Annotated in this window: 31 protein-coding genes; 19 read left to right on the forward strand and 12 right to left on the reverse strand. The window is 53.2% G+C overall.

Annotated features, from left to right (window positions below; genetic code table 11):
• Positions 1 to 58: 58 nt before the first annotated feature.
• Positions 59 to 505, forward strand: a complete 447-nt coding sequence (locus ACVV26_RS12785; RefSeq protein ID WP_474797386.1) for a DUF441 domain-containing protein — start codon at positions 59 to 61, stop codon at positions 503 to 505.
• Positions 506 to 510: 5 nt separating this feature from the next.
• On the opposite strand, the gene ACVV26_RS12790 is transcribed toward ACVV26_RS12785, so the two are convergent.
• Positions 511 to 1281 (reverse strand): AraC family transcriptional regulator, encoded by a 771-nt coding sequence (locus tag ACVV26_RS12790; protein ID WP_474797388.1) that lies wholly within the window; start codon positions 1279 to 1281, stop codon positions 511 to 513.
• Positions 1282 to 1381: 100 nt separating this feature from the next.
• Between ACVV26_RS12790 and ACVV26_RS12795 the strand changes: the two genes are divergently transcribed.
• Positions 1382 to 2566 carry a CynX/NimT family MFS transporter gene (locus ACVV26_RS12795; RefSeq protein ID WP_474797389.1) on the forward strand — a complete coding sequence of 395 codons (1185 nt, stop codon included), beginning with the start codon at positions 1382 to 1384 and terminating at the stop codon, positions 2564 to 2566.
• A 1-nt stretch (position 2567) separates the two neighbouring features.
• On the opposite strand, the gene ACVV26_RS12800 is transcribed toward ACVV26_RS12795, so the two are convergent.
• Positions 2568 to 3275, reverse strand: a complete 708-nt coding sequence (locus ACVV26_RS12800; protein WP_474797390.1) for a CTP synthase C-terminal region-related (seleno)protein — start codon at positions 3273 to 3275, stop codon at positions 2568 to 2570.
• A gap of 176 nt (positions 3276 to 3451) precedes the next feature.
• Between ACVV26_RS12800 and ACVV26_RS12805 the strand changes: the two genes are divergently transcribed.
• Entirely contained in the window at positions 3452 to 3799 is a 348-nt protein-coding gene (locus tag ACVV26_RS12805; protein WP_474797392.1) for a DUF488 domain-containing protein, read from the forward strand.
• A gap of 116 nt (positions 3800 to 3915) precedes the next feature.
• Here ACVV26_RS12805 and ACVV26_RS12810 read toward each other — a convergent pair whose 3' ends face one another.
• Complete coding sequence (locus ACVV26_RS12810; RefSeq protein WP_312982549.1) at positions 3916 to 4158, reverse strand: hypothetical protein; 243 nt, start codon at positions 4156 to 4158, stop codon at positions 3916 to 3918.
• 406 nt (positions 4159 to 4564) lie between these two features.
• Here ACVV26_RS12810 and ACVV26_RS12815 point away from each other — a divergent pair, with 406 nt between their 5' ends.
• Entirely contained in the window at positions 4565 to 4804 is a 240-nt protein-coding gene (locus ACVV26_RS12815; protein ID WP_312982550.1) for a DinI family protein, read from the forward strand.
• Positions 4805 to 4898: 94 nt separating this feature from the next.
• Here ACVV26_RS12815 and ACVV26_RS12820 read toward each other — a convergent pair whose 3' ends face one another.
• Both ACVV26_RS12820 and ACVV26_RS12825 read right to left on the reverse strand, forming a co-directional pair.
• A complete protein-coding gene (locus ACVV26_RS12820) occupies positions 4899 to 5309 on the reverse strand; it encodes a hemerythrin domain-containing protein (RefSeq protein WP_474797393.1) in 411 nt (136 codons plus the stop codon).
• Positions 5310 to 5412: 103 nt separating this feature from the next.
• Positions 5413 to 5664: a hypothetical protein gene (locus ACVV26_RS12825; RefSeq protein ID WP_474797394.1), complete on the reverse strand. Its 252-nt coding sequence runs from the start codon at positions 5662 to 5664 to the stop codon at positions 5413 to 5415.
• An 89-nt stretch (positions 5665 to 5753) separates the two neighbouring features.
• Between ACVV26_RS12825 and ACVV26_RS12830 the strand changes: the two genes are divergently transcribed.
• Entirely contained in the window at positions 5754 to 6017 is a 264-nt protein-coding gene (locus ACVV26_RS12830) for a hypothetical protein (protein ID WP_474797395.1), read from the forward strand.
• Between the two features lie 46 nt (positions 6018 to 6063).
• Here ACVV26_RS12830 and icd read toward each other — a convergent pair whose 3' ends face one another.
• Positions 6064 to 7314: an NADP-dependent isocitrate dehydrogenase gene (gene icd / locus ACVV26_RS12835; protein ID WP_474797396.1), complete on the reverse strand. Its 1251-nt coding sequence runs from the start codon at positions 7312 to 7314 to the stop codon at positions 6064 to 6066.
• A 379-nt stretch (positions 7315 to 7693) separates the two neighbouring features.
• On the opposite strand from icd, the gene ACVV26_RS12840 reads away from it, so the two are divergent.
• The 4 genes from ACVV26_RS12840 (at position 7694) to ACVV26_RS12855 (ending at position 9836) form a co-directional block, all read left to right on the forward strand.
• On the forward strand, positions 7694 to 8029 hold the full coding sequence (locus tag ACVV26_RS12840) for a hypothetical protein (RefSeq protein ID WP_474797397.1): 336 nt from the start codon (positions 7694 to 7696) through the stop codon (positions 8027 to 8029).
• 510 nt (positions 8030 to 8539) lie between these two features.
• A complete protein-coding gene (locus ACVV26_RS12845) occupies positions 8540 to 9022 on the forward strand; it encodes an Hcp family type VI secretion system effector (RefSeq protein WP_474797398.1) in 483 nt (160 codons plus the stop codon).
• Positions 9023 to 9039: 17 nt separating this feature from the next.
• Entirely contained in the window at positions 9040 to 9507 is a 468-nt protein-coding gene (locus ACVV26_RS12850) for an STM2901 family protein (RefSeq protein WP_474797399.1), read from the forward strand.
• Complete coding sequence (locus ACVV26_RS12855) at positions 9507 to 9836, forward strand: DUF1493 family protein (protein ID WP_474797401.1); 330 nt, start codon at positions 9507 to 9509, stop codon at positions 9834 to 9836. Before ACVV26_RS12850 ends, ACVV26_RS12855 begins: the two co-directional genes overlap by 1 nt.
• Positions 9837 to 9885: 49 nt before the next feature.
• Here ACVV26_RS12855 and ACVV26_RS12860 read toward each other — a convergent pair.
• Both ACVV26_RS12860 and ACVV26_RS12865 read right to left on the reverse strand, forming a co-directional pair.
• A protein-coding gene (locus ACVV26_RS12860) for an IS3 family transposase (RefSeq protein ID WP_474797402.1) occupies positions 9886 to 11009 on the reverse strand; the annotation gives its coding sequence in 2 pieces (ribosomal slippage) (positions 9886 to 10748 and positions 10748 to 11009; 1125 coding nt in all).
• A 74-nt stretch (positions 11010 to 11083) separates the two neighbouring features.
• Positions 11084 to 11338, reverse strand: a complete 255-nt coding sequence (locus ACVV26_RS12865) for a recombinase family protein (RefSeq protein WP_474797403.1) — start codon at positions 11336 to 11338, stop codon at positions 11084 to 11086.
• A gap of 39 nt (positions 11339 to 11377) precedes the next feature.
• Between ACVV26_RS12865 and rluE the strand changes: the two genes are divergently transcribed.
• From rluE to ACVV26_RS12915, 10 genes are all read left to right on the forward strand, one after another.
• Positions 11378 to 12025, forward strand: coding sequence for a 23S rRNA pseudouridine(2457) synthase RluE (gene rluE, locus ACVV26_RS12870; protein ID WP_474797405.1), 648 nt, complete (start codon positions 11378 to 11380; stop codon positions 12023 to 12025).
• Entirely contained in the window at positions 12025 to 12483 is a 459-nt protein-coding gene (locus tag ACVV26_RS12875) for an NUDIX hydrolase (RefSeq protein ID WP_474797406.1), read from the forward strand. The genes rluE and ACVV26_RS12875 overlap by 1 nt, the downstream gene beginning before the upstream one ends.
• Positions 12484 to 12537: 54 nt before the next feature.
• Complete coding sequence (gene mnmA / locus ACVV26_RS12880; RefSeq protein WP_474797407.1) at positions 12538 to 13644, forward strand: tRNA 2-thiouridine(34) synthase MnmA; 1107 nt, start codon at positions 12538 to 12540, stop codon at positions 13642 to 13644.
• Positions 13645 to 13705: 61 nt separating this feature from the next.
• Complete coding sequence (gene hflD, locus ACVV26_RS12885) at positions 13706 to 14335, forward strand: high frequency lysogenization protein HflD (RefSeq protein ID WP_474797409.1); 630 nt, start codon at positions 13706 to 13708, stop codon at positions 14333 to 14335.
• A gap of 17 nt (positions 14336 to 14352) precedes the next feature.
• Positions 14353 to 15723, forward strand: coding sequence for an adenylosuccinate lyase (purB, locus tag ACVV26_RS12890; RefSeq protein WP_474797411.1), 1371 nt, complete (start codon positions 14353 to 14355; stop codon positions 15721 to 15723).
• Positions 15724 to 15824: 101 nt separating this feature from the next.
• Positions 15825 to 16748, forward strand: coding sequence for a DUF7916 family protein (locus ACVV26_RS12895; protein ID WP_474801843.1), 924 nt, complete (start codon positions 15825 to 15827; stop codon positions 16746 to 16748).
• Positions 16749 to 16833: 85 nt separating this feature from the next.
• On the forward strand, positions 16834 to 17508 hold the full coding sequence (gene phoP, locus ACVV26_RS12900) for a two-component system response regulator PhoP (RefSeq protein WP_312985055.1): 675 nt from the start codon (positions 16834 to 16836) through the stop codon (positions 17506 to 17508).
• Positions 17505 to 18992, forward strand: a complete 1488-nt coding sequence (gene phoQ / locus ACVV26_RS12905; RefSeq protein ID WP_474797413.1) for a two-component system sensor histidine kinase PhoQ — start codon at positions 17505 to 17507, stop codon at positions 18990 to 18992. Before phoP ends, phoQ begins: the two co-directional genes overlap by 4 nt.
• A 64-nt stretch (positions 18993 to 19056) precedes the next feature.
• Positions 19057 to 20178 carry a ribosomal protein uL16 3-hydroxylase gene (locus tag ACVV26_RS12910; RefSeq protein WP_474797415.1) on the forward strand — a complete coding sequence of 374 codons (1122 nt, stop codon included), beginning with the start codon at positions 19057 to 19059 and terminating at the stop codon, positions 20176 to 20178.
• 104 nt (positions 20179 to 20282) lie between these two features.
• Positions 20283 to 20930, forward strand: a complete 648-nt coding sequence (locus tag ACVV26_RS12915; RefSeq protein ID WP_474797417.1) for a helix-turn-helix domain-containing protein — start codon at positions 20283 to 20285, stop codon at positions 20928 to 20930.
• Here ACVV26_RS12915 and ACVV26_RS12920 read toward each other — a convergent pair whose 3' ends face one another.
• The 4 genes from ACVV26_RS12920 to ACVV26_RS12935 are packed head-to-tail and all read right to left on the reverse strand — an operon-like array spanning position 20931 to position 25531.
• Entirely contained in the window at positions 20931 to 21452 is a 522-nt protein-coding gene (locus ACVV26_RS12920) for a fimbrial protein (protein ID WP_474797419.1), read from the reverse strand.
• 18 nt (positions 21453 to 21470) lie between these two features.
• Positions 21471 to 21986, reverse strand: coding sequence for a fimbrial protein (locus ACVV26_RS12925; protein WP_474797421.1), 516 nt, complete (start codon positions 21984 to 21986; stop codon positions 21471 to 21473).
• Between the two features lie 19 nt (positions 21987 to 22005).
• Entirely contained in the window at positions 22006 to 22965 is a 960-nt protein-coding gene (locus tag ACVV26_RS12930; protein WP_474797423.1) for a fimbrial protein, read from the reverse strand.
• Positions 22952 to 25531, reverse strand: coding sequence for a fimbria/pilus outer membrane usher protein (locus tag ACVV26_RS12935; RefSeq protein WP_474797425.1), 2580 nt, complete (start codon positions 25529 to 25531; stop codon positions 22952 to 22954). Before ACVV26_RS12935 ends, ACVV26_RS12930 begins: the two co-directional genes overlap by 14 nt.
• Positions 25532 to 25533: the final 2 nt, after the last annotated feature.

Here is a 25533-nt window from a genome sequence, read left to right on the forward strand (position 1 = left end):
CAAACCCATAAAAATAAAAACCGTCGCAATCCCCCTTCTTTCTGGCAAGGAGTTTTAGATGTTCGACATGACGTTGCTTATTCTGCTGGCGCTGGCCGCGCTGGGGTTTGTCAGCCATAACACCACGGTGGCGGTTTCTATCCTGGTCTTGATTATCGTGCGCGTCACCCCGCTGAATCAGTTCTTTCCGTGGATTGAAAAACAGGGGCTGACCATCGGGATCATTATTTTAACCATCGGCGTAATGGCTCCCATCGCCAGCGGCACGCTGCCGCCCTCAACCTTATTCCATTCGTTTCTCAACTGGAAATCGCTGGTGGCGATTGCGGTGGGCGTGTTTGTCTCGTGGCTCGGCGGTCGCGGCGTCACGCTGATGAGCAGCCAGCCGACGCTGGTTGCCGGGTTACTGGTTGGCACCGTGCTGGGCGTGGCGTTGTTTCGCGGCGTACCGGTAGGGCCGCTTATCGCCGCCGGGCTGGTTTCGTTGATTATCGGTAAACAATAACGCGGTTACAGCGCATCGAGATAACGGCCCGGGGTTTGGCCCAACCCCTTTTTGAACATGGTGATAAACGCGGTTGTGGAGTCGTAACCCAGCCCCTGCGCCACCTGTTGAACGTTCTTGCCATCCACCAGCATGTGCAGCGCCTGAATAAGCTGTAGCTGGTGACGCCAGCGCCGGTAATTCAGGCCGGTTTCTTTGACGATCAGGCGCGATAAATTACGTTCGCTCATGGCTAATTGCGATGCCCACTTGGCAAGCGTGCGGTTTTGCTGGGGATGCGCGGCCATAAAATCCACCATCATGCGGATTTTAGGATGCGCAGAAACCGGCAGCCGCAGCGGCTCGACGGGTAAGCCCGGCAATTCGTCAAATAACACCTGCACCAGCCGATCGCGCCGGGGGTTACGGGTCTGAGACTCCGCCAGTTTTAAGATCAATTCGCGGATAAACGGCGTGACTTTTAGCGTGCAGCACTGCTCGGGCATCGCCAGCGCGCCCGGCTCAATAAACAAAAAACACAGCCGGGCATTGGCCGTGGCGCGGTTATGATGCGGCATGGAGCCCGGGATCCAGACGGCGTATTGCGGTGGCACCATCCACATTGCCGCGGCCACCTCGCAGGTTATGCCGCCGTGCAACGCCAGGATTAGCTGCCCTTTACGATGATGATGAAGCGGAATTTCTTGCTCATGCGCGGTAACCCGTACCTGAAAGGCCACGGCGTCATCGTCGTGTTCGTCAGGGTGATAACCGTCAAGGCTTAAGGGCTGCTCCATGATGTTGTCCGAATTTAGCGATAATCTGGCATTCTAGCTTGATTCATTCGGTTGTTATACCCGTTAACCTTTACGCCCACTCAGGCACAAAGAGATGACTATGACGATTTCCACCCCATCACGCGGCCAGACGCTGCTGATGATAAGCGGCCTGCTAATCATTGCCGCCACCCTGCGCGTTACCTTTACCGGCGCGGCGCCGCTGCTGGATATGATCCGCGCCAGTTACGCGCTCACTACGGCCCAGACCGGGCTGTTAACCACCCTGCCGCTACTGGCGTTTGCGGTCGTTTCGCCGCTGGTTGCCGGCATTGCCCGGCGCTACGGCATGGAGCGCAGCCTGGCAGGCGCGATGCTGCTGATGTGTTTCGGCATTGCAGTACGTTCGCTCGAAGGCAGCGTCTGGCTGTTTACCGGCACAGCCATTATCGGCTGCGCTATCGCGCTGGGTAATGTACTGTTGCCGGGATTGATTAAGCGTGATTTTCCCGGCCAGGTAGCGCGCCTTACCGGGGCGTATTCACTGACAATGGGGACCGCGGCGGCGCTGGGCTCCGCGCTGGTGGTGCTCGTGGCTGATGCCGGATTCGGCTGGCGCGGCGCGTTGTTGAGCGTCATGATTTTCCCGCTGCTCGCCCTGCTGGTGTGGTTAACGCAGTGCCGCCGCCGCGTCTCAGCCAACGTGACCGGCTCAGGCGCCTTGCGTCAACAATCCCTGTGGCGGTCGTCGCGCGCATGGCAGGTGACGCTGTTTTTAGGGCTTAACTCGCTGGTCTATTACGTGATCATTGGCTGGCTGCCGTCGATTCTTATCAGCCACGGCTACAGCGAAGCCCACGCCGGTTCATTGCACGGCCTGTTGCAACTGGCTACTGCCGCACCGGGGCTCCTCATTCCACTCTTGTTATATCGTCTTAACGATCACCGGGGGATTGCGGTACTGGTGTGTCTGATGTGCGCATTAAGCGCGCTGGGTCTGTGGCTGAGCCCCGGATACGCCAGCCTGTGGGTGGTTATTTTTGGGCTTGGTTCTGGCGCCACCATGATTTTGGGGCTGACGTTTATCGGCCTGCGTTCCGTTTCAGCGCACCAGGCGGCAGCGCTTTCCGGGATGGCGCAATCGGTAGGCTATTTATTAGCGGCCTGTGGTCCGCCAGCGATGGGTAAAGCGCATGACCTGAGCGGCGGATGGGGTCTGCCGCTACTGGCCGTGGCGCTAATCTCAGTTGCCATGGCCATAACGGGCGCGCTGGCGGGCCGTGAAGGTGAAATCACCCCGCATTAATTTACGGTTTGGCGGCGAACAATAATGCCTGAACCAGCGGCGCAGGTTTACCGACCAACGCTGCACGTTCATGTTGAAACAGCGTCGCGACAAAGAAGGGATGGGTAACCAGTTCCACGGCCCGGATAGCGCCGTCATCATCCCATCCGGTTACTTTCAGTGGCTGATCGGCCAGCGCCTGAGCAAACGCGTCTGATACACCATAATTGCAGTGATAACCTTCGACGATCTCGGTTTTGCCATAGGCTTTGGCAATCAGGGTGTTCGGGCGCAGTTCGATAGCGTCGGTTTTTTCCACCAGCGGGCACGTTAAAGGGGCAATCACCCTTCTGCCCTGCTGTGCCGTCTCCGCATGGGCGGCATCTTCCCACCCCATCACATTCCGCGCATATTCCACGATGGCATGCTGAAAACCGCCGCAGGTACCCAGGAACGGAATACTGTTTTCGCGGGCGTAGCGAATGGTAAGCAGCGCGCCGTCTTCGTTTTGGTACGGGCTGGCAGGCACTACCCAAATTGCGTCGTACCCCACCAGGTCTTCACTACTTTTGATTTCTGTGGTGTGCAACCAGTCATAATCAACATCAAGGTTCAGCACGGCGGCGGCATCGTCAATCGCCAGCGGGATCGCTTTATGCGCCAAAACCGAAGCATTGTAATCGCCGACCAGCGCGATCCTGAGGGGAGTAGAAAGAGGGAAAGTGTCCATAAGAAATCCTGTGCAAGGAGGAAGAGAACCACACAAGGATCCTCACACTACAGATAGCTTATTGATTTTACAACACCTGATTATTACGGTTGCCGGAACTGTGCCCGGCGTCAAAAGCGCCGTAATATAGCGTGAGGAACGGTGGGCGCAGGCCATCACCCGGAAAAGGAGAGTTTATGATTATCTGTAAACGTGTTTATGACGAGGCCCATAAGGACGACGGTTACCGGATTCTGGTGGATCGGTTATGGCCCAGAGGGCTTAAAAAAAGCGATTTGCGCCATGATGAGTGGAACAAGACTCTGGCTCCGTCCACCGCGCTACGCAAAGCGTTTCACAGCGAGGCCATCGATTTCAACGAATTCACTCGCCAATACCGTGAAGAGTTATCTGCGCAACAGGATGAACTACGAAAAGTCTCTGACCGCGCCCGCAACGGCAAAGTCACCCTGCTCTATGGCGCGAAAAATAGCGAACAGAACCATGCGCGGGTCCTGGCAGACGTTTTAAAAGAAATGAAGTAAGCCGCAAAGCGGAAAGCCACAATGCGCCTTTCTTCAGGGAGCGCAGCAGAGGCTTTTACAAAGGAAGGGATTTATCGACGAACGGGAAGCAAAGCGCCTTCCCGTATGACGCCAGGTTAAATGGCGATCTTCTGGAATTCACTGTCTTCACAATGTGCGACATAACGCTGTAAATCATAAATCAGGCTTTTGGCCATTGAAGGCGTCATGGAGAAAAAAGGCGAATCAAATGTGGTTGCGTTCAGATTATAGGAAGAGGTGCAATAGCCTATTTTAAAGACTAAGACGTTTTGATCCGATTTAGGCCCAACCTGCCAGCCGATGACGGGAAACACAGGAAAATCATTATCGCTGTTCATTCTTATTCCCTTATGACTTGTGTGATTATCCGAGAATAGCACTGCTTAATCGGACTCACTAGCCGATCCTGAGTTAAATTTTTCATTAGCATTCACAATTAGGATTAACCTGAAAGCCCACTCAATATATACACTTAAATTAAATTTTTTTAATTTTTAGCGAAAGAATATATTGCTGCATTAATAATGAGTTACCAAAAAAATATATTCTCACATCCTTTAATTCCATTTCACATAATATCATAAAGAAATCAAAACCCCTGTGAAATGAAAGACGTGATTTCAGGGTGCTTAAATAAAGAATAGTGTGCGGTTTTCCTCGCATAATTTTGCGTTCAGCCCTGTTGTCACCGCCCGTTTTAACGGCTAACATACTGTACAAACACACAGTAATCTTGAGGTAGTTATGTTCGTCGAACTGGTTTACGACAAGCGCAATGTGGCGGGCTTGCCTGGCGCGCAAGAGATCATCCTCGCGGAGTTAACGCGCCGCGTACACAGAATTTTTCCCGATGCGGAAGTGAAGGTTAAACCTATGCAGGCGAACGGGCTTAACAGCGATGCCAGCAAAAACGATCGCGAAAAGCTAAACCGTATGCTGGAAGAGATGTTCGACGAATCGGATATGTGGCTGGTGGCCGAATAGCCCTGTAGCCGCGTGGCGGGAGGGTAATAATACGCCATTACACGGGAGCGCGAGGTTCCCGTTTTGTTTGTGTTGCAGCGTGATTAACAGGCCGCTATACCTGCTCAACCAGCGGGTAAAACTGGGTATTTTCGCGCTGCATCCGTTCATGTACTTTGCGCAGCACCGTATTGGCGTCGCGGCGAAAATCCTCATCATGACCCGTTATTTTACTCGCCGTATTCCAGCGGCGGGAAAACATCTCATATTCCACGACAATATCAGCCATTTCACGCTGGAATTTTAGGCTCATTTTTTTCAGCTTTTGGTTTTCAACCTTTTCCAGGTAAGGATATAAAAACTGATCTTCCGCCGATAAATGCACTTTGATTACCGAACTCATACTTACCACGGTTTGCGCAATTTCCTGTGCGTTATCCGTGATCCCCCTACGGCTATACTCGCGGAGTTGATTTATTTTTTGAATAATCTCGTTATGCTGGCTTTTCATCTTTTCGATATTCACAGGCCGATCCTTTTATTGCCTCACTGCTTTTAAGATACATCTTAAATGCATATTTACTGGGAAGCAATCAATCCAGGAATTTATTAAATACCAATAATTTCGTTTATGTAAAAAATATATACACCACTAGCACAATTAAACTTAAAAATATCGGGCCAGTGGCAAAAGCCCAAATATTTTTATCCTGTTCAGCGCGAATATCATGAAAGCGTTTTAGTGCGGCTTGCGAGGTTGCCGCCTCCACTTCTTCAAACTCTTTTTGATAACCCTGCTTCAGCCAGCCCGCGTGGGCGGATGCGTCCTTCTGAACTGCAACGACCTTGCCCGCTTTCGAGTAGAAAAAGTAAATCGCCATCGCAAACAACCCCTTATGTGGTATCTCAACCACTCTACTCTGCCGCTATCCTTACTCTCAATGATAAATAGCAATAAAGGTGATCGGAGATGAATAACATAACGCAGGAACGGTTAATGGCGCTGGCGGCGGGTGAAGGCGGAACGCAGGAAGAGTCCGCCAGTATGGCAAAAGCACTGTTGCAGGCCAGGCGACAGATTGCCCTGCTGGCGCAGCAACTGAAGGCGCAGATCCGCCTGCCGGTTTGTAGCGCCAGCCCGGTATGCGAAATCGAAGCGGGCTATGCGGCGGGGGTAAATGACTGCAAGGAAGCCATTCGCCGGGCGGGTTACCCGATTGAAGGCGATGAATAAAAAACGGGAGCACTCAGGCTCCCGTTTTAGTCTCAGTGTTAGCGGATTACATGTTCGCGATGATCGCGTCGCCAAACTCTGAGCATTTCAGCAGCTTAGCGCCTTCCATCAGACGTTCGAAATCGTAGGTTACGGTCTTGGCGTTAATCGCGCCTTCCATGCCTTTAACGATCAGGTCTGCGGCTTCGAACCATTCCATATGACGCAGCATCATTTCAGCGGACAGGATGATAGAACCTGGGTTCACTTTATCCTGGCCTGCGTATTTCGGCGCGGTGCCGTGGGTTGCTTCGAACAGGGCGCACTCATCGCCGATGTTGGCACCCGGTGCAATACCGATACCGCCAACCTGTGCTGCCAGGGCGTCGGAAATGTAGTCGCCGTTCAGGTTCATACAGGCAATGACATCGTACTCAGCCGGACGCAGCAGGATCTGCTGGAGGAACGCATCGGCGATCACGTCTTTAACGATAATGTCTCTGCCGGTGTTCGGGTTCTTGATCTTCACCCACGGGCCGCCGTCGATCAGTTCACCGCCGAACTCTTCACGCGCCAGCTGGTAGCCCCAGTCTTTAAACGCGCCTTCAGTGAACTTCATGATGTTGCCTTTGTGAACCAGCGTCACGGATTCACGCTCGTTGGTGATCGCGTATTCGATAGCCGCGCGAACCAGACGTTTGGTGCCTTCTTCAGAGCACGGCTTGATGCCGATACCGCAATGTTCCGGGAAGCGAATTTTCTTCACGCCCATTTCATCACGCAGGAATTTGATCACTTTATCCGCTTCAGCGCTGTCGGCTTTCCACTCAATACCGGCATAGATGTCTTCAGAGTTTTCACGGAAGATCACCATGTCGGTCAGTTCCGGGTGTTTCACCGGGCTCGGAGTGCCCTGGTAGTAACGCACCGGGCGCAGACACACATACAGATCCAGCTCCTGACGCAGGGCCACGTTCAGAGAACGGATGCCGCCGCCAACAGGCGTGGTCAGAGGGCCTTTGATCGCCACGCGGTAGTCGCGGATAAGATCGAGAGTTTCTTTCGGCAGCCAGACGTCCTGGCCATAAAGCTGGGTGGATTTCTCACCGGTGTAGATTTCCATCCAGGAAATTTTTCGCTCGCCTTTGTAGGCTTTCTCAACAGCGGCATCAACCACTTTCAGCATAGCCGGAGTCACGTCAACACCGATGCCATCACCTTCAATGAACGGGATAATCGGATTGTTAGGCACAGACAGTTTGCCGTTTTCTACCGTGATCTTTTTACCTTCGGCTGGAACAACTACTTTGCTTTCCATTCACCTCTCCTTCGAGCGCTTAGGGTGGATACGCATTTTTGTTAATGATTTGTAATAGGCGGGTCAATACTACCTGAATGTTTTGTCCCATGCTATGCCCTTATGATTCCGTTATAATGCGTGAATCTGCCACATCTGAAAACACTATGCCGAAAACTTCTTATAGATGATTCATAGTATTTTCTTCATTTTCGAGAAACCAATCTGACATCAATTAGTTATACCAGATTCTACCCAACAAAAAACCCTGCCAGAGTTAACTAACAGGGTAAGATTTGGTCAAAATTTGACATTCCTCGATTCAGCAACTAACCAGTCGTTTCCACGTTTGGGAAAGTTATCAAAAGTCATGGATGCGCCACGCTTCAACGAGTAATTTATGGCTTCAACATTCTCTGAGGTTCACATGAAACGCTTTTCCGTGATAGCTCAGGTACTGCTGGCAAGTTCTGCATCTGCTCACCAACTCGAATCACAATTTCCACACGGTTTAGATGATGCGTTACGTTGCGCCTACTTTGCTGACAAAGCAGAACTATCCCCCGCCCTATATGAAAAGGTTGCACTGAGGATTGCCAAAGAAGCGTACAGTGAACTTTCTGATGATGCGCTTACAATTAAGTTTGCAGAAGATTACGCCATTGCAGCTACTGGTGCATACAGTCAAGTGAACATGTTCGCAGACCGTCAGCAGGGAACGGTAAATGAAATATAGGGCAGATTTGTCTACGGACTCGGGAGCACTCCAAAATGAATCCGAGGTGTCTGTTAAACCCGTGGCGATTCAGCTTTTAATGAGCAGACAATTCGAGAGCAGACTGTGACCGCTATTGACACTAGACATGAGCCAGAAGTTTTTGGAATTACCATCCCAAGAGATTATAAAGGTAAAGCGCTACCGCTCTGGAGAATTCAGCAACAACCCAACCCTGATTTTAAAGAATAGATTTTTATAGCCACCACCTTTATAAGTTTGGTGGCTCTAGTAAGCACTGCAACGAATCCATGCATTCATCTCACCAGACACTGAATAAGACTGTGTGCAGCCACTCGCATGTGGCCGGCAGGGAATAATTCATAAAACACATGAATTTGATTTGTATATTTATTAAATGAATAATTCACTTGCATTCGATTAGTTTCGTTAACGGTATGATTTGAGTCTGTTTATTTGTTGCGCTAACCTATCCCTAAATCCACCACTAAATATATGGAGATTATGAGAATGGCTATACCTGGCAACATGTGGTTATACGATGACGGCGGCGCACTTATCAAAGGTGGCTGTGACGTTCAGAACAGGGAGTTCAGCATCGAGTTTAAGGGCTTCCATCACAACCTTTCGACACCTACGGACAACCTCACCGGAAAGCCCACAGGTAAGCGCATTCACTCCCCGCTCTTAATCGTGAAAGAGTTCGACTATTCCAGCCCGTACCTTTACAAGGCTGTTGCAACTGGTCAGTCTCTGCAAAAAGCAGAGTTCAAATTCTATAAGATTAATGACGCTGGTCAGGAAGCAGAGTATTTCAACATCCTGTTAGAGGGTGTGCGTATTGTCTCAGTATCGCCTTCAATGGCTTCACCTGGTGATAACAATAACAATCACCTGGAATCTGTTGAAATGCGCTATGAGAAAATCACGTGGAAGCATAATGACGGTAATATAATTTTCTCTGATTCATGGAATGAGCGCCCTGCTGCTTAACAATGGAGTGTTGAGAAATGGACACTACAGAAGAAAGGAATGGAACATACTTCTACCACGGACACCCTAATGTGACACCTGGTGAACTGTTCGACCTGATATTTATTGAACAGCTTGCAGATGCGCTAGGGATGACAACGGAAGGTGTGAGCATGGTTCTTATAGGGCAACCATTCATTCCCGTTTCCGGTAAGCTCTCAGCAGCCACCAATACACCAGGAACAAGCATTGCATCAATAGTTTCAAGGAAGATTCTTAAAGATGCCCGTTTTCCTTTTGGGCTAAGACCTAGCGCCCCTATGGGTAAACTGTCAAAGCTCAAGATGGTTCCGACAAATAAGATTGCAACCTTTCTAGGCCGCTGGGTTCCTTTTGTGGGTTACGCTGAATTGATTATTACGGTTCAGCTTGTCGCTAAACATACACGCGATAAATACAACCTGATTGCAAGACCTTCTGACCGTATACAGTGGACTTCCTTCTAATGTCCAGGGATATTGAAGCAGAGGTTATCGGGTATATTATGCAGCGCTACCCGATTAAAAAACGCTGGTTCAGACCGGAATTGAAACAGATTACAAAGGAATGGACTTTACTTGAGGATTTCGAGTTTGCGCCAGAAGATGCACATGATTTTCTATCAGATTTATTCGAACATTTCGACATTGAACACTCTAACTTTGATGGCAGAAACTATTTCGAATATGAATACCCCTTTTGGCAAAAACGACCGTCACCAGAACCGGAGATAAAACCGTTGAGCGTGGCAATGATTATCGAGTCTGCAAAGGCTGGAAAATGGTTGTACGATTAGCGGGAATGAAAAAGGGGCTTACGCTCCTCTTACTGTAAATAGACCCGTTTTAGTTCCATGCATTTTTTGAGATCCCGGCCAAATAATGGTGCTGTCGATATTCTTCCGGCGTCATATTGTTCAGTGATTCATGCGGGCGTTCACAGTTATATTCTGACACCCATCTTTTCGTGATTTCCCGCACTTCGTTCAGCGTTCTGAACAGATAAAAATCGAGTATTTCTGTACGGTATGTCCGGTTAAAGCGCTCAATAAAAGCGTTCTGCGTCGGCTTACCCGGCTGGATAAACTCCAGTTTTACTGCATGTTTCTCTGCCCATTCAGCCAGTGAAAGTGAGATAAATTCCGGACCATTATCCATGCGTAGCATGACCGGATAACCACGGTTTGCCGCGATCCTGTCGAGCACACGGACCACGCGCAGAGCTGGCAGATTCAGATCGATTTCAATCGACAACGCCTCACGGTTAAAGTCATCAACGACATTGAACGTGCGAAAACGACGGCCACAGACCAGTGCATCATGCATAAAGTCGACAGACCAGCTCTGGTTCAGCGCTTTTGGCGTGGCCAGTGGCGAGGGATTACGCACCGGCAACCGCTGTTTGCCCTTACGGCGAAAATACAGTTTCAGCAGACAGTAAATACGATGGATCCTTTTGTGATTCCACGGGTGTCCCTGCCGCCTCAGAACCTGAATCAGAACCTGAAAAAGTTTCGGAAAACCGTATCGTGGGTATCGCTCGGCCACTGCCTGCAACGCGACAATAACGGGTTCGTCACGCGTGGTATCCGGACGGTAATGGTAAACCGTTCTGCTCAGGTTCAGACTCCGGCAGGCCTGACGGATACTGAGTCCAAATGTCGTTATCAGATGAGTGACCAGCTCACGCTTAAAGGCTGGTTTTAAAACTTTTTTTCGATAACGTCTTTCAGCGCCCGGTTCTCAAGGCTCAGGTCGGCAAACATCTGTTTGAGACGCCGGTTCTCGTCCTCAAGATCCTTGATCTTTTTAATATCAGAAGCCTCCATGCCGCCGTATCTGGACTTCCAGTTGTAGTAAGTGGCCTCAGAGATACCGGCCTCCCGGCAGACATCTTTAACGGTTCGTCCGGCTTCAACCGACTTAATCACAGCGATGATCTGATGCTCAGTAAAACGGGCTTTACGCATAGCGATCTCCTTCGTTGGCAGATTGATTATGCCGGAGGATCTCTAAATGTGAATGGTACGATTATGCGGGATACTTACATCGGTGTATCGGGAGGGAACACCCCCGCTTCAATATCACCAATAAGACGACCAAGAGCACCTTTGTCACGGTTCGAACCATCCCAACCCGAAATGCCCAAATCCTGATACCACACAACGGTGTAATCTTTTCCGTGCCTCTCCCGCTGCTCACTAACCCAGGCATTGATGAGACCGCGCTGACGCTGCACTGACGAGCCTGAACCCTGAACCTCTGACGAGTACCTTAAATATCCAATGCAATCCGACACTGTGCTACCCTCTGCGTATAGCCTTATTTGGAATTTACCATGAAATACTATAGCGATTCTAAATCCTCTTTAAGAAATCACCAGCCTGACCGATTCAGCCCGCGTAAGGCTCCACGCAAACCGAAACCCACCGGGCCGAAGCAGTTGATCCTGTTTAACAAACCTTACGATGTGCTGCCGCAGTTTACCGATGAAGCCGGCCGCAGCACGCTGAAGGATTATATTCCGGTAAAGGGCGTCTACGCCGCAGGTCGTCTCGACCGCGACAGCGAAGGCTTGCTGGTGCTGACCAATGATGGCGCGTTGCAGGCGCAGCTGACTCAGCCCGGCAAGCGCACCGGGAAAATTTATTACGTGCAAATAGAAGGCGAACCGGACGCGGCGTCTCTGGACGCGCTGCGCCACGGCGTGGCGCTGAACGACGGACCCACGCTGCCCGCTGGCGTCGAGCGGGTCGAAGAGCCAGAGTGGTTGTGGCCGCGTAACCCGCCGATCCGTGAGCGTAAATCGATCCCCACCTGCTGGTTGAAAATTACCCTTTATGAAGGACGCAACCGCCAGGTACGCCGCATGACTGCGCACGTTGGGCACCCGACTCTGCGCCTGATTCGCTATGCTATGGGCGAGTACACCCTTGATAATCTTGCTAACGGTGATTGGCGCGCCATCCCGCTTAAGGAGTCCTGATGTTTAAACCGCATGTCACGGTAGCCTGCGTCGTCCAGGCACAGGGTAAATTTTTAGTGGTTGAAGAGACCGTTAACGGCAAAGTGACGTGGAACCAGCCTGCCGGGCACCTGGAGGCCGATGAAACCCTGGTAGAAGCCGCAGCGCGCGAGCTATGGGAAGAGACCGGCATCAGCGCGCAGCCGCAAACGTTTATCCGCCTACATCAGTGGATCGCGCCGGACAAGACGCCGTTCCTGCGTTTCCTGTTCGCCATCGACCTCGATGAGCAGTTACCCACCACGCCCCATGACAGCGATATTGAACGCTGCGTCTGGGTCAGCGCCGGGGAAATCCTCAACGCCACGCATCTGCGCTCGCCGCTGGTGGCGGAGAGCATTCGCAGCTACCAGACCGGCGTACGTTATCCGCTTGAGGTGGTCGGTGATTTTAACTGGCCGTTTACAAGGGATGCCTAAGCCGCAACTGCGTGCTAGAATACGCCGCCTTAGATTTTTGTCGTGAGTACTTCCATGTCTGAAAGCCCAAAAAAAGTGATCGTCGGGATGTCCGGCGGTGTCGATTCCTCAGTTTCTGCTTACCTGCTGCTTAAGCAGGGATATCACGTAGAAGGCCTGTTCATGAAGAACTGGGAAGAGGACGACGGCGAGGAGTACTGCACCGCAGCCGCCGATTTAGCGGATGCCCAGGCCGTGTGCGATAAGCTCGGCATTGTGCTGCATACCGTGAATTTCGCCGCAGAATACTGGGATAACGTGTTCGAACACTTCCTTGCCGAATACAAAGCGGGCCGCACGCCGAACCCGGATATCCTGTGCAATAAAGAAATCAAATTTAAAGCCTTCCTGGAATTTGCCGCCGAAGACCTGGGTGCGGATTACATCGCCACCGGGCATTACGTGCGCCGCGCCGATATCGACGGCAAAAGCCGTTTGCTGCGCGGCGTCGACGGCAATAAAGACCAGAGCTACTTCCTGTATACCCTGGGCCACGAGCAAATCGCCCAGAGCCTGTTCCCGGTGGGTGAACTGGAAAAACCGGAAGTGCGCCGCATCGCCGAAGAGCTTGATCTGATCACCGCGAAGAAAAAAGACTCCACCGGCATCTGTTTTATTGGCGAGCGCAAATTCCGCGAGTTTTTGGGCCGCTATCTTCCTGCCCAGCCGGGTAAAATCGTGACCGTAGACGGCGATGAGATTGGCGAACACCAGGGTCTGATGTACCACACCCTGGGCCAGCGTAAAGGCTTAGGCATCGGCGGCACCAAAGAAGGCAGCGAAGACCCGTGGTACGTGGTCGACAAAGACGTCGCCAACAATATTCTGGTGGTGGCCCAGGGGCACGACCATCCGCGTCTGATGTCGATCGGTTTGATTGCCCAGCAACTGCACTGGGTGGACCGCGAGCCGGTTCGTGAGACCGTGCGCTGTACGGTGAAAACCCGTTACCGCCAAACCGACATCCCCTGCACTCTCGTTCCGCTGGACGATGACCGTATTGAAGTGCGTTTCGACGAGCCGGTCGCGGCGGTCACGCCAGGCCAGTCGGCGGTGTTTTACCAGGGCGAAATCTGCCTCGGCGGCGGTATCATTGAGCAACGCTTGCCGTTGCCGGTTTAAACGGGTGCAGCCGATAACGCTGCCATATTGAAGACACAGGGTATACAAGGAGTGGTTTAACGTGGCGAAGAACTATTACGACATCACCCTGGCGCTGGCAGGCGTCTGCCAGTCGGCGCGCCTGGTGCAGCAACTGGCACACCAGGGGCACTGCGACAGCGACGCCATGCACGTGTCGCTGAACAGCGTTATCGACCTGAACCCGGATTCCACGCTGGGCGTATTTGGCGGCAGCGAAGCGAATCTGAAGCTGGGTCTGGAAACCCTGCTGGGCGTGTTGAATGCCAATAACCGCCAGGGGCTTAACGCCGAGCTGACGCGTTATACCCTGAGCCTGATGGTGCTGGAGCGCAAACTCAATTCCGCCAAAGGGGCGCTGCAATCCCTCGGCGACCGTATCGACAGCCTGCAACGCCAGCTTGAGCATTTCGATCTCGAATCGGAAACCCTGTTAAGCGCCATGGCGGGCATTTATGTCGACGTGGTTAGCCCGCTGGGCCCGCGTATTCAGGTCACCGGCTCCCCTGCCGTGTTACAAAGCCCGCAGGTGCAGGCCAAAGTTCGCGCCGCGCTGCTGGCCGGTATTCGCGCCGCCGTATTGTGGCATCAGGTTGGCGGCGGCCGCCTGCAATTAATGTTTTCCCGTAATCGTCTGACTCATCAGGCGAAACAAATTCTTGCTCATTGTTAACCTCCCAGGAGTCACTGATGGAATTATCCTCCCTGACCGCCGTATCTCCGATTGATGGACGTTATGGCGATAAAGTCAGCGCTCTGCGCGCTATTTTCAGCGAGTTCGGTTTGCTGAAATTCCGCGTACAGGTCGAAGTACGTTGGCTGCAAAAATTGGCCGCGCACGCAGCGATCAAGGAAGTTCCTGCTTTTGACGCAGACGCAAACGATTTCCTTAATGCGATCGTGGCGCAGTTTACTGAAGCCGATGCTGCGCGCATCAAAACTATCGAACGCACCACCAATCACGATGTGAAAGCGGTGGAATATTTCCTGAAAGAGAAAGTGGCGGACGTCCCGGCGCTGCATGCCGTGTCCGAGTTTATTCACTTCGCCTGCACCTCTGAAGACATTAACAACCTGTCGCATGCGCTGATGCTGCAAACCGCGCGCCAGGACGTCCTGCTGCCGTACTGGCGCCAGGTGATTGACGCCGTTAAAGCGCTGGCGCACGAATATCGCGATCTGCCGCTGCTGTCCCGTACCCACGGCCAGCCGGCAACCCCTTCGACTATGGGTAAAGAGATGGCAAACGTGGCGTACCGTATGGAGCGCCAGTACCGCCAGCTTGAGCAGGTGGAAATCCTCGGCAAAATCAATGGTGCGGTCGGCAACTACAACGCCCACATCGCTGCCTACCCGGAAGTGGACTGGCATCTGTTCAGCGAAGAATTTGTCACCTCGCTGGGCATTCAGTGGAATCCGTACACCACCCAGATTGAACCGCACGACTACATCGCGGAACTGTTTGACTGCGTGGCGCGTTTCAACACCATCCTGATCGACTTCGACCGCGATGTGTGGGGCTACATTGCCCTGAACCACTTCAAACAGAAAACCATCGCCGGTGAAATCGGCTCGTCCACCATGCCGCATAAAGTGAACCCGATTGACTTCGAAAACTCCGAAGGCAACCTGGGGCTGTCCAACGCGGTATTGCAGCACCTGGCGAGCAAACTGCCGGTTTCCCGCTGGCAGCGCGATCTCACCGATTCCACCGTGCTGCGCAACCTGGGCGTGGGTATTGGCTATGCGCTGATCGCTTACCAGTCCACCCTGAAAGGCGTGAGCAAACTGGAAGTGAACGCCGATCGCCTGCTGGACGAACTGGATCACAACTGGGAAGTCCTGGCGGAGCCGATCCAGACCGTGATGCGCCGCTATGGCATCGAAAAGCCGTACGAGAAACTCAAAGAGCTGACGCGCGGCAAGCGCGTGGACGCCGAAGGCATGAAACAGTTTATCGACAGCCTGGATCTGCCGGAAGACGAGAAAACCCGCCTGAAAGGCATGACGCCAGCAAACTATATTGGCCGCGCGGTCAATATGGTTGATGAGCTGAAGTAAGCCTTGTCAAAAAATTTGCGAGTTACGCCGCCTTCGGGCGGCGTTTTTTTTGCCTGCCATTCGTACCTGGGTTAGCGTACACAAAACCACAGGAGAAAATGATGAAACGTTATCTTGATTGCAGCGCCTCGGAACTGGCGAACATTGAAAAAGACGATCTGATTTACGCCATCCGTGCCAGTGAAGGCCGTATCCTGGTCAGCGAATGTATCGGCGCGATCCCCCCACTGTTAAACAACATCACCAATGCCGAACTCGCCGCCAGCCAAGGGGCGGATATTTTGCTGCTCAATCTGTTTGATGTTAGCGCGCCGGTGATTAACGGCCTGCCAGCCGGCATTGAACCGCAGGAAACATTGCGCGAGCTACAGCGCTTAACCGGGCGGGTGATCGGCGTAAACCTGGAGGCGGTCGATCCCGCCCATGCCAGTCAGCATGATGAATTCTGGCAGATGACGCCGGGCCGCGCGGCGACTGCCGATAACGCCCGCAATCTGTATGAAATGGGCGCACGGATTGTGGTACTGACCGGTAACCCCAATAACGGCGTCAGCAATCAGGCGATTGCCGAATCGCTCAATCTCATTCGCCAGGCGATCGGCGATAAGCTGGTGCTGATCACCGGTAAAATGCACGGCGCGGGCATTGTGCGGGAAAGCGGCAGCGCCCTGCTGACCGAGCAGGATATCGCGCTGTTTGTCGATAACGGCGCTGACGTAGTGCTGGTCCCCGCGCCGGGCACCATTCCGGGCATGACCGTGGAGCGCGTCGCCGCGCTGATTGACTTCACCCACCAGCGCGGCGCGCTGGCAATGACCGCCATCGGCACGTCACAGGAAGGGGCCGATCGTGAAACTATTCGTCAAATGGCGCTAATGAGTAAGATGGCCGGTGCCGATATTCATCATATTGGCGATACCGGCTATGCCGGACTGGCGCTGCCGGAGAATATTTTTACCTATAGCGTCGCCATTCGCGGCGTTCGCCATACCTACAGCCGCATGGCTCGTTCAATTAATCGTTAGCAATCAGGGTGTTTAAACCTGGTTTAACACCCGCTACCGATAATTAGCGTTACACTATGAAACAGTTTCCTGATGAGGATTGAACATGCGCGTACTGGTTGTCGAGGATAATGCCCTGCTGCGTCACCATCTTAAGGTGCAGCTATCGGAACTGGGGCATCAGGTGGATGCCGCAGAAGACGCGAAAGAAGCCGATTATTTCCTTAATGAGCACATGCCGGATATCGCTATTGTCGATCTCGGCCTGCCGGATGAAGACGGGCTGTCGATGATCCGCCGCTGGCGCGGGCATGACGTCACCATCCCGGTGCTGGTGCTGACGGCGCGTGAAGGCTGGCAGGATAAAGTAGAAGTGCTGGGTGCGGGCGCGGACGATTACGTGACCAAGCCTTTTCATATCGAAGAGGTGGTGGCGCGCATACAGGTGCTGTTACGACGCAACAGCGGCCTGGCCTCGCAGGTAATCTCCATGCCGCCTTTCCAGCTTGACCTGTCACGCCGGGAATTTTCTATCAATGACGCGCCGGTGAAACTCACGGCCTTTGAATACACCATTATGGAAACCCTGATCCGCAATAACGGTAAAGTGGTGAGCAAGGACTCGCTGATGCTGCAACTTTACCCCGATGCGGAGCTGCGCGAGAGCCACACTATTGATGTGCTGATGGGCCGCCTGCGTAAGAAAATCCTCGCCGAGCATCCGGTGGATGTGATCACCACAGTGCGCGGCCAGGGTTACCGCTTCGACCTGCGTCCATGAATAAACTGCTGAGGCACATTTTCCCGCTGTCACTACGGGTACGCTTTCTGCTGGCGACCGCCGCCGTAGTACTGGTGCTGTCGCTGGCCTACGGCATGGTGGCGCTGGTGGGCTATAGCGTCAGTTTTGATAAAACCACTTTCCGGCTGCTGCGCGGCGAAAGCAATCTGTTCTACACCCTGGCGAAGTGGGAAAACGGCAAGATTAACGTCGAGATCCCGGAAAACCTCAATCTGCAAAGCCCAACGATGGCCCTGATTTATGATGAACGCGGCCATCTGCTGTGGGCGCAGCGCGATGTGCCGCTGTTAGTGAAGGCTATTCAACCGGAATGGCTCGCCGCGAACGGCTTTCATGAACTGGAAACCGATTTTTCGGCCAGTAGCGCGCTGCTGGGCACCAATTCAACCCTCCAGAAACAGCTGCGCGATTTTCGTGACGACGAGACTAATTATGAAATGACCCACTCGGTGGCGGTGAACCAGTATCCCGCCACCGAACTGATGCCTGCGCTGACCATAGTGGTGGTCGACACCATTCCCATCGAACTCAAGCGTTCGTATATGGTGTGGAGCTGGTTTATCTATGTACTGATCGCCAACCTGCTGCTGGTGATCCCGCTGCTGTGGCTGGCGGCATGGTGGAGCCTGCGGCCCATCCAGTCGCTGGCGCGTGAGGTACGCGAGCTGGAAGAGCATCACCGCGAGCATCTCAACCCGGCGACTACCCGCGAACTGACCAGCCTGGTCACCAACCTCAACCGCCTGCTGACCAGCGAGCGTGAGCGTTATGACAAATACCGCACCACGCTGACCGATCTCACCCATAGCCTGAAAACGCCGCTGGCGGTGCTGCAAAGCACCTTGCGGTCTTTGCGTACCGACAAAATGACCGTTAGCCAGGCGGAGCCGGTGATGCTTGAACAGATCAGCCGGATTTCCCAGCAGATCGGCTATTACCTGCACCGCGCCAGCATGCGCGGCGGCAACGTGCTGATGAGCCGCGAGCTGCACTCTGTGGCCCCGCTGCTGGATAATCTCACCTCGGCGTTAAATAAGGTGTATCAACGTAAAGGCGTCACCATCACGCTGGATATCTCCCCGGAAACCATGTTTATGGGCGAACAGAATGACTTTATGGAAGTCATGGGCAACGTGCTGGATAACGCCTGCAAATACTGCCTGGAGTTTGTCGAAATCACCACCCGGCAAACCGATGACACGCTGCATCTGTATGTGGATGACGACGGTCCGGGCATCCCGCTCAGCAAGCGCTCGCTGATATTCGATCGCGGGCAGCGTGTGGATACATTACGGCCCGGCCAGGGCGTAGGGTTGTCGGTGGCGCGAGAGATCGTTGAGCAGTACGGCGGCCAGATTATCCCCGGCGAAAGCCTGCTCGGCGGCGCGCGCATGGAGGTGATTTTTGCCCGTCAGGATATAAACAGCGCGGAGAGCGGCAGTAACTCGCAAAAAACGTCATAAAGGCCATGCAGAGGTGATGCCGTCCGTTATAATCCGCTAAGGTTCTATGCCGACGGAAAACAATATGGACTATCAACTTGATTTAAACTGGCCCGATTTCATTCAGCATCACTGGCAAAAGCGTCCGGTGGTGTTGAAACGCGGCTTTAAAAACTTTATCGACCCCCTCTCCCCGGACGAACTGGCGGGTCTGGCCATGGAAAACGAAGTGGATAGCCGGCTGGTCAGCCATCTTGACGGGAAATGGCAGGTCAGCCACGGTCCTTTTGAAAGCTACGATCACTTGGGCGAAAGCAACTGGTCGCTGCTGGTGCAGGCCGTCAACCACTGGCATGAACCCACCGCGGCGCTGATGCGCCCGTTCCGCGCCCTGCCCGACTGGCGCACCGATGATTTAATGATCTCCTTCTCAGTACCGGGCGGCGGCGTTGGCCCGCATCTCGACCAGTATGATGTGTTTATTATTCAGGGCGTGGGCCGTCGCCGCTGGCGCGTAGGCGAGAAAACGCCGCTGAAACAGCACTGTCCGCACCCAGATTTGCTACAGGTCGATCCGTTCGAGGCGATCATTGATGAAGAACTGGAACCGGGCGACATTCTGTATATCCCGCCGGGATTCCCGCATGAAGGCTATTCGCTGGAAAACTCCATGAATTATTCGGTGGGGTTCCGCGCCCCGAGTGGCCGTGAGCTGATCAGCGGTTTCGCCGATTATGTGCTGCAACGCGAACTCGGCAGCCAGCGCTATACCGACCCGGATGTGCCTGCGCGCCAGTATCCGGCGGATATCCAGCCGCAGGAGCTGGATAAGCTGCGCGGTATGATGCTGGATCTGATTAACCAGCCGGAACATTTTAACCAGTGGTTTGGCGAGTTCATCACCCAGTCGCGCCATGAGCTGGACGTGGCCCCGGCAGAACCGCCGTACCAGCCGGACGAAGTGTATGACGCGCTCAAACAGGGTGATTCGCTGGTGCGCCTCGGCGGGCTGCGCGTACTGCGCATCGGCGAAGAGGTGTTTGTTAACGGCGAGAAGATCAACAGCCCTCACCGCCCGGCGTTAAATGCGCTGGCAAATAACATTGTAGTGAATGCCGATAAACTGGGCGATGCCCTGGAAGATCCGTCATTCCTGGCGATGCTGGCTGCGCTGGTCAACAGCGGCTACTGGTACTTTTCAGACTAAGTAGCCAGAGGCTCTGCGCAAGCTGGCGCAGAGCCTGGTTCAACGGGTGTTTTTTACCGCTTCGACTACACTTCTTTCATGGTTATGCCGTCCAGGGCAACACGATGAACGATCCTTCATTTATTACGTCAGAATCTGCTGCGAATGCTCGCCCCGATGCGGCTGTCGAATCGCTGTTTACCATTTTTGAGCCTTGCGCCAATTTATTTACCCTTGAAAAAGGCCAACTCATTACCTATCAGGAGATGATCGGCTTTATATTTTTATTCCGTGAGGGGCGTATTTCGCTCATTCGCGATGAAGATAATTTGTATCTCGCACACACGACGCAGAAATCTATTTTTGGCATTGTTAACCATTTTCATCCGCTTCATCATTACTCTTATCGCGCCGACGTCGAAAGCCATTTTGGCTGTATTCCGATTCCGTTGGCGTTTGAACTGGTAAATCAGCATCATATGTGGCTATCTTTGATGCAAATTATTTCCTACCAGTTTTCCAATATCATCTCCCGGGATAACCGATTGACCGGGCATGATTCCTACACCATCATTCGCAATATTATTTTAGAACTTATGCAGTTACCGGAAAATGTCCGCAAGCAGTTACCGCTTGCCAGCTATATCATCAAGCAGACTAAACTGTCGCGCAGCAACGTCATGCGTATCCTCCGGGATTTGAAAGAGGGAGATTATATCGATACGCAACGCGGCATTTTAATTAATGCTAAAAAACTCCCGGAAAAATATTAGTTATTGATAGGTGATGGTAAAAGCCAACTGTCCGGAGACCGAACCCGCAGTAATACCACCATCGAAATTATAAGGCTGCGCTGAAAACTGGATATGAACTTCCCCGGTTTCTTTATTGATGGGCCACAGGCAATTATCATTGGTGATGCAGTCACCGGCAGAAATCCACGCGCTATCGCTATTAAGGATTGAAATTTTAATTCCCACATTTTGCGCCGTGCCGCTATTTTTTAAAACCGCATTGACCGCGTCCCAGTCGCCTTCCAGTTGCAGCTTCACGGTATCCCAGGCTATCGGGCAATTGATGAGGTCGAGCGTAAAATATTTTACCGGATAAGCGTAATCATCGCTGTGTGAAATCACCTCTTCGTAGCGACCCAAATCGACATTGGTCGTCGCGCCGCCCGCTACCGTACAGGGCGTATTGACGATATTTCCGGCAATATTGAGAGTCACGTCTGCGGCGCTCACCGGCAAAGCAAATCCGAACAGAAACAAAAAAGCGCGGATAAATTGATACATAGCTGTGCTCTCTTATCGCTACTGGTATGTCAGCGTGGCGCTTATTACGGCGGAAACGGTTCCCGGTCGGACGCTGCCGGACTCGGTCCATGCACGCGTGCGCAGGTTCCAGGTATATTCCTGATTGGTAATGGCGCTGGTTAACGACTTACCATTACCGAGCGGCGTCCCATCTTCTGCCAATAATTCAACCGCGACCCCGGTGGCGGTTCCGCTATTCTGGTAACGAAAGTCCGGGTTTGAATTATCTGCCGTGCCGTTGAAGGTAATGGTCGACAGCGACGTTTGCTGAGGGCAGTTATAGATTCGTATAGAAAAGGCGACCCAGGACGTAAAAGAGCCGGCAGTAGCCAGATCGCTCATTTTTATATTGTCGCCGAGATTAACATTAATACTTTGCTGCTCCACCACGCAGGGCGATGCGACCACCCGCCCCTGAAGCCGGATAATTTTGAAATCCGTTTTTTCAGCCGCGGCAGGGTGGGCAGTTAAGGACGCCAGTAATATCAGCTTTATCAAAACAGAACTTTTCATATGTGTTCCCCAAAGGGACTTATTGATAATTGACCACCAGGGTGACCTGTCCTTCCACATCGCCCAGCGTCACCTGTGAGGGGAGATCCGCATAATAGGCAACGTTAAAAGGAACCGTGTAATTACCGCTGCCGTTGTATCCCTCCAGATCGTAAAAAGTTGACACCTGATAGGGTTCGCTGGCAGAGCGCAGCAGTTGGAAATAAATACCCGCCGCCGAGCCGGGGCGAGTATTTATCGTGCCGTAAACCGTATCGTGGGGGCCATAAGCGCTGGTAAATTGATAGCGAATATTACTGATGGCTCCAGGGCAGTTGGTAAAGGTTAAGGGCACGGGCTTTACATTCATGGTGCCAGTTTGCAAATTTGCGCTCGGGAGATCGTCTAAACGCACCACTGACGGCACGTCGATATCGCAGGGCGTAACGATCGGTTGATCGGTTAATCCGCTGTAATACATCGGAGCAAAATTCGCGACAGGTGAGTCAGGGTGATTATCAAACAGCACCTGGACATTGGGCATCATGATTTCCCCTGCCGGAACAAAATCCGCTAACCGCACCAGCCGATAACTTAGGCGCAACGAACTGGAAAGGCAGGAGGTGGTGGCTGGCAGAACGTATTTATAGGGTGGCGTCAGTAATTCAGGCAGGCAGCCATTCACATCCGTCAGTTTAAATTGCACGCCGATCCCATTATTGGTGGTTATCCAGGTCACGCCATCACCTAACACATACCCACCCATAGACAGGCTTACATAACTGCCCTCCACGCCATCTGACACTACGTTATAAGGCATCACACCGCTATCTGCCCATTCAGTCGTCGCACCTGCTGTGATGGGGATAGTAAAACTGCTTAATCGGTAAGCGGCGTCAAGAACCGTTGCGCTACTGAAATACGCGGCGCTAAGCGAAGGTGAGAAGACCCATAGCAGCAGGAGTACCAGGCTTAGCTCGCCAGATTTACTGGTTTTCATCATTCCCCCCTGCGGCGTGCGCTGTTGCCGGTCGGCACGCTGCTGTCATCATTATCAGGCCCGTCTTCGCCCTGGATTGGCTCAGTGTAAAATCGGCAACGCAGGAATCCGCTTCGCCGCTGCCCCAGCTAGCCAGCAATTGCCCTGAAGCAGGTAAACCACGTAGGTACACCTCGCCGTCTTCGCCAACAATGCCGGCGCTGGCGTCCGGTTGATCGTGTTGCGCAACGCTGGAGCCAAAGGGGACAGGTTTGCCATCGGGCAACAGCAAGGTAATTAATGCCCGCTGACCGATACTGGTATTAAAAGACGCGCGGGCGATCGCGCCGCGCGTCGGCACCACGGTTCGCGCAGCCAGATCGACATCGACATCGTTGCCAAAAGTAGTGTTGTCCAGCGTGATGGTGTTTTCGCGATAGGGCGTGACGTAAGGCACCAGGGTGTAACCGCGATAATCCGTGGTGATGCCCGGCTGATTTTGAATACTGACGCCGCTGGCACCCGGCGCTTTCACCAGTACCGCCGTCTCACCCAACGCCTGAGAAAGCGTGACGCCATCCCGGTGCCCGACAATCGCGCCCTTTAGGCCGTAGTTAAGCCGTTTCTGATCGCTGTCATGCCCGTATCCGGCGGTGACTTCGCCGTAAGTCCCTTTGTAGCTGGTGCTCAGGCTGCCGCTTAACGCATCTTCATCGCTGTTACGGGATTCCTGAACGCTCCAGCTGAAATTGTTGTCTTTGAGCAGCGAGCCGTTGAGCCCGACGCTGTGGGTGGCACCGCCATTATTGGAGAAACTGCCGCTGTAGCTTGTCCAGGTGTTTTTAAGCCAGCGGTCGAGAGGAATACTGAGATTAAAAAACAGCAGCCGGTCGCGCCGTTGCGTGGCCGTTCCCGTTGATTGCGCCGACGAAGAAGTATTTTGGTTATCGCTGTAGCTCAGTCCGTAATTGATGCCGCGCCAGTTATTGTTGTAGCTCACGGAGAGCGAGCGCGATTTTTGGCTGCTGTCCCAGTAATCTTCCGTGACGAAGCTGAACGTCAATGCTCCGGCGTTTTCCCATAATCCCTGGCTCAGGGTGGTTTCAAAACGATTTTTACGCCGTTCGGGTAAATCAACATCTTCGTCCCGGGTCCAGGAATCCAGCGTTTCCTGCAAGGTGTAATAGCTCTCATCCAGATAGCGATACGCCGCCAGCGCAAGGGTGGTGTTGGTTGCGGTAACCGATTTGTTGTAACGCAACCGCGCGGCCTTGCCGCTCTTTTCATCGACCGCTTTCACCGTGGCTTGCGCCGCAGTGATGTCGCCTGATAAAGCCCCCATTGCGCCAAAGTTAATGCCCAGCCCCAGTGCTCCCGCACGATAGCGAGAAGGCGCGTACTCTCCCCCGCCATACAGCGTTAATTGCCAGGGTAAACCGTAAATCAGCGTTGCCTGATAAAACTGCCTGTTCTCCACCGCGCTGTCATAGGTGCGGTATTGACCGCCAGCCAGGTTATATTTCGCGCGCCCTTCGCGCTGCAATACCGGCAAAGAGGCAAACGGCACGGTAAAATTTTGTTCGCTGCCGTCGCTTTCCTGGACGGTGACATTCAGATCGCCGCTACTGCCGGTTGGATAAAGATCGGTGATTTCAAACGCACCGGGTGCCACGGAGGTTCGGTAAATCACATAGCTGTTTTGCCTGATCACTACGTCAGCGTTGGTACGGGCGATACCGCGCACCACTGGCGCATAGCCGCGCACGCTTTCTGGATACATATCTTCATCAGAGGTTAACTGCATGCCACGAAACGGGATGCTATCGAATACATCCGAGGGGGCGACGCCATCTCCCACCAGCAGGACGCTTTTGAGGGGAACAATGGCGCGCTGGACATAGGTATAAACGGTATTCCAGGTGTCCTGGCCTTTGCCGTCGCGATACCAGGTGGTGTAGTTACGCACCCGCCATGGCCCGACGTTTGCGCCAGGCCGCAGGTTCACATAGTCACTGCGGCTCCCCACGCTGTCATTCGCCGAGAGGTAATTCACGCCGGAATAATTGTAATTAAGCATCAGGGTATTGATGCCTTCATCCCAGCGCTCAGGGGGGATGTATCCCCGCGCCCGTTCGCTAAGCGCCTGCTGAGGCACGCTGAGCGTCAGCCGCTGGTCGTTAAAGGCGAACCGCGCCTGCGCTTCAGGAATGACCCGCAGATCGGCGCAGCCCTCGGCATCGTCTTTGAGATCGGAAAATCTGGCGACGTCGATGCCGTAGCTGTCCAGCTCTGCCCGGCTCAGGCAAGGCTCTAAACCCACTTTGTCCCCTGATTTTTTATCGGTACGAAAAGTGACATCACGAGATTCGCGCATCTCTCCATTAACGTAGAGATCGACATGGTAAACACCGGGTGCTTGCGACCCGGCATTGAAGTTGGATAGATCGCTGACGGTTTGTTCAGGCGCGGCCACCTCGACAAGATCGGGATCGAAGTATTCTTCAGCATGAAGTAGCCCACTGGCCAGGCAGAAAAATCCCGCCACGTAAAACCAGCGCTTGCCCCTCAGGTATGGCAGATTCAGCATCC

The organism is Atlantibacter sp. MEI4A-1023 (assembly GCF_056155425.1).

What these genes read in the sequence shown, in the direction of transcription:
- ACVV26_RS12840 (WP_474797397.1), top strand. Translation starts at nt 7,694, where the DNA reads ATGGCTTCAACATTCTCTGAGGTTCACATGAAACGCTTTTCCGTGATA.
- ACVV26_RS12925 (WP_474797421.1), bottom strand. Translation starts at nt 21,986, where the DNA reads ATGAAAAGTTCTGTTTTGATAAAGCTGATATTACTGGCGTCCTTAACT.
- ACVV26_RS12930 (WP_474797423.1), bottom strand. Translation starts at nt 22,965, where the DNA reads ATGAAAACCAGTAAATCTGGCGAGCTAAGCCTGGTACTCCTGCTGCTA.
- ACVV26_RS12790 (WP_474797388.1), bottom strand. Translation starts at nt 1,281, where the DNA reads ATGGAGCAGCCCTTAAGCCTTGACGGTTATCACCCTGACGAACACGAC.
- ACVV26_RS12795 (WP_474797389.1), top strand. Translation starts at nt 1,382, where the DNA reads ATGACGATTTCCACCCCATCACGCGGCCAGACGCTGCTGATGATAAGC.
- ACVV26_RS12830 (WP_474797395.1), top strand. Translation starts at nt 5,754, where the DNA reads ATGAATAACATAACGCAGGAACGGTTAATGGCGCTGGCGGCGGGTGAA.
- purB (WP_474797411.1), top strand. Translation starts at nt 14,353, where the DNA reads ATGGAATTATCCTCCCTGACCGCCGTATCTCCGATTGATGGACGTTAT.
- phoQ (WP_474797413.1), top strand. Translation starts at nt 17,505, where the DNA reads ATGAATAAACTGCTGAGGCACATTTTCCCGCTGTCACTACGGGTACGC.
- icd (WP_474797396.1), bottom strand. Translation starts at nt 7,314, where the DNA reads ATGGAAAGCAAAGTAGTTGTTCCAGCCGAAGGTAAAAAGATCACGGTA.
- ACVV26_RS12825 (WP_474797394.1), bottom strand. Translation starts at nt 5,664, where the DNA reads ATGGCGATTTACTTTTTCTACTCGAAAGCGGGCAAGGTCGTTGCAGTT.
- ACVV26_RS12805 (WP_474797392.1), top strand. Translation starts at nt 3,452, where the DNA reads ATGATTATCTGTAAACGTGTTTATGACGAGGCCCATAAGGACGACGGT.
- ACVV26_RS12850 (WP_474797399.1), top strand. Translation starts at nt 9,040, where the DNA reads ATGGACACTACAGAAGAAAGGAATGGAACATACTTCTACCACGGACAC.
- ACVV26_RS12895 (WP_474801843.1), top strand. Translation starts at nt 15,825, where the DNA reads ATGAAACGTTATCTTGATTGCAGCGCCTCGGAACTGGCGAACATTGAA.
- rluE (WP_474797405.1), top strand. Translation starts at nt 11,378, where the DNA reads ATGAAATACTATAGCGATTCTAAATCCTCTTTAAGAAATCACCAGCCT.
- mnmA (WP_474797407.1), top strand. Translation starts at nt 12,538, where the DNA reads ATGTCTGAAAGCCCAAAAAAAGTGATCGTCGGGATGTCCGGCGGTGTC.
- ACVV26_RS12810 (WP_312982549.1), bottom strand. Translation starts at nt 4,158, where the DNA reads ATGAACAGCGATAATGATTTTCCTGTGTTTCCCGTCATCGGCTGGCAG.
- ACVV26_RS12855 (WP_474797401.1), top strand. Translation starts at nt 9,507, where the DNA reads ATGTCCAGGGATATTGAAGCAGAGGTTATCGGGTATATTATGCAGCGC.
- ACVV26_RS12910 (WP_474797415.1), top strand. Translation starts at nt 19,057, where the DNA reads ATGGACTATCAACTTGATTTAAACTGGCCCGATTTCATTCAGCATCAC.
- ACVV26_RS12920 (WP_474797419.1), bottom strand. Translation starts at nt 21,452, where the DNA reads ATGTATCAATTTATCCGCGCTTTTTTGTTTCTGTTCGGATTTGCTTTG.
- ACVV26_RS12800 (WP_474797390.1), bottom strand. Translation starts at nt 3,275, where the DNA reads ATGGACACTTTCCCTCTTTCTACTCCCCTCAGGATCGCGCTGGTCGGC.
- ACVV26_RS12815 (WP_312982550.1), top strand. Translation starts at nt 4,565, where the DNA reads ATGTTCGTCGAACTGGTTTACGACAAGCGCAATGTGGCGGGCTTGCCT.
- ACVV26_RS12785 (WP_474797386.1), top strand. Translation starts at nt 59, where the DNA reads ATGTTCGACATGACGTTGCTTATTCTGCTGGCGCTGGCCGCGCTGGGG.
- phoP (WP_312985055.1), top strand. Translation starts at nt 16,834, where the DNA reads ATGCGCGTACTGGTTGTCGAGGATAATGCCCTGCTGCGTCACCATCTT.
- ACVV26_RS12845 (WP_474797398.1), top strand. Translation starts at nt 8,540, where the DNA reads ATGGCTATACCTGGCAACATGTGGTTATACGATGACGGCGGCGCACTT.
- ACVV26_RS12935 (WP_474797425.1), bottom strand. Translation starts at nt 25,531, where the DNA reads ATGCTGAATCTGCCATACCTGAGGGGCAAGCGCTGGTTTTACGTGGCG.
- ACVV26_RS12915 (WP_474797417.1), top strand. Translation starts at nt 20,283, where the DNA reads ATGAACGATCCTTCATTTATTACGTCAGAATCTGCTGCGAATGCTCGC.
- ACVV26_RS12875 (WP_474797406.1), top strand. Translation starts at nt 12,025, where the DNA reads ATGTTTAAACCGCATGTCACGGTAGCCTGCGTCGTCCAGGCACAGGGT.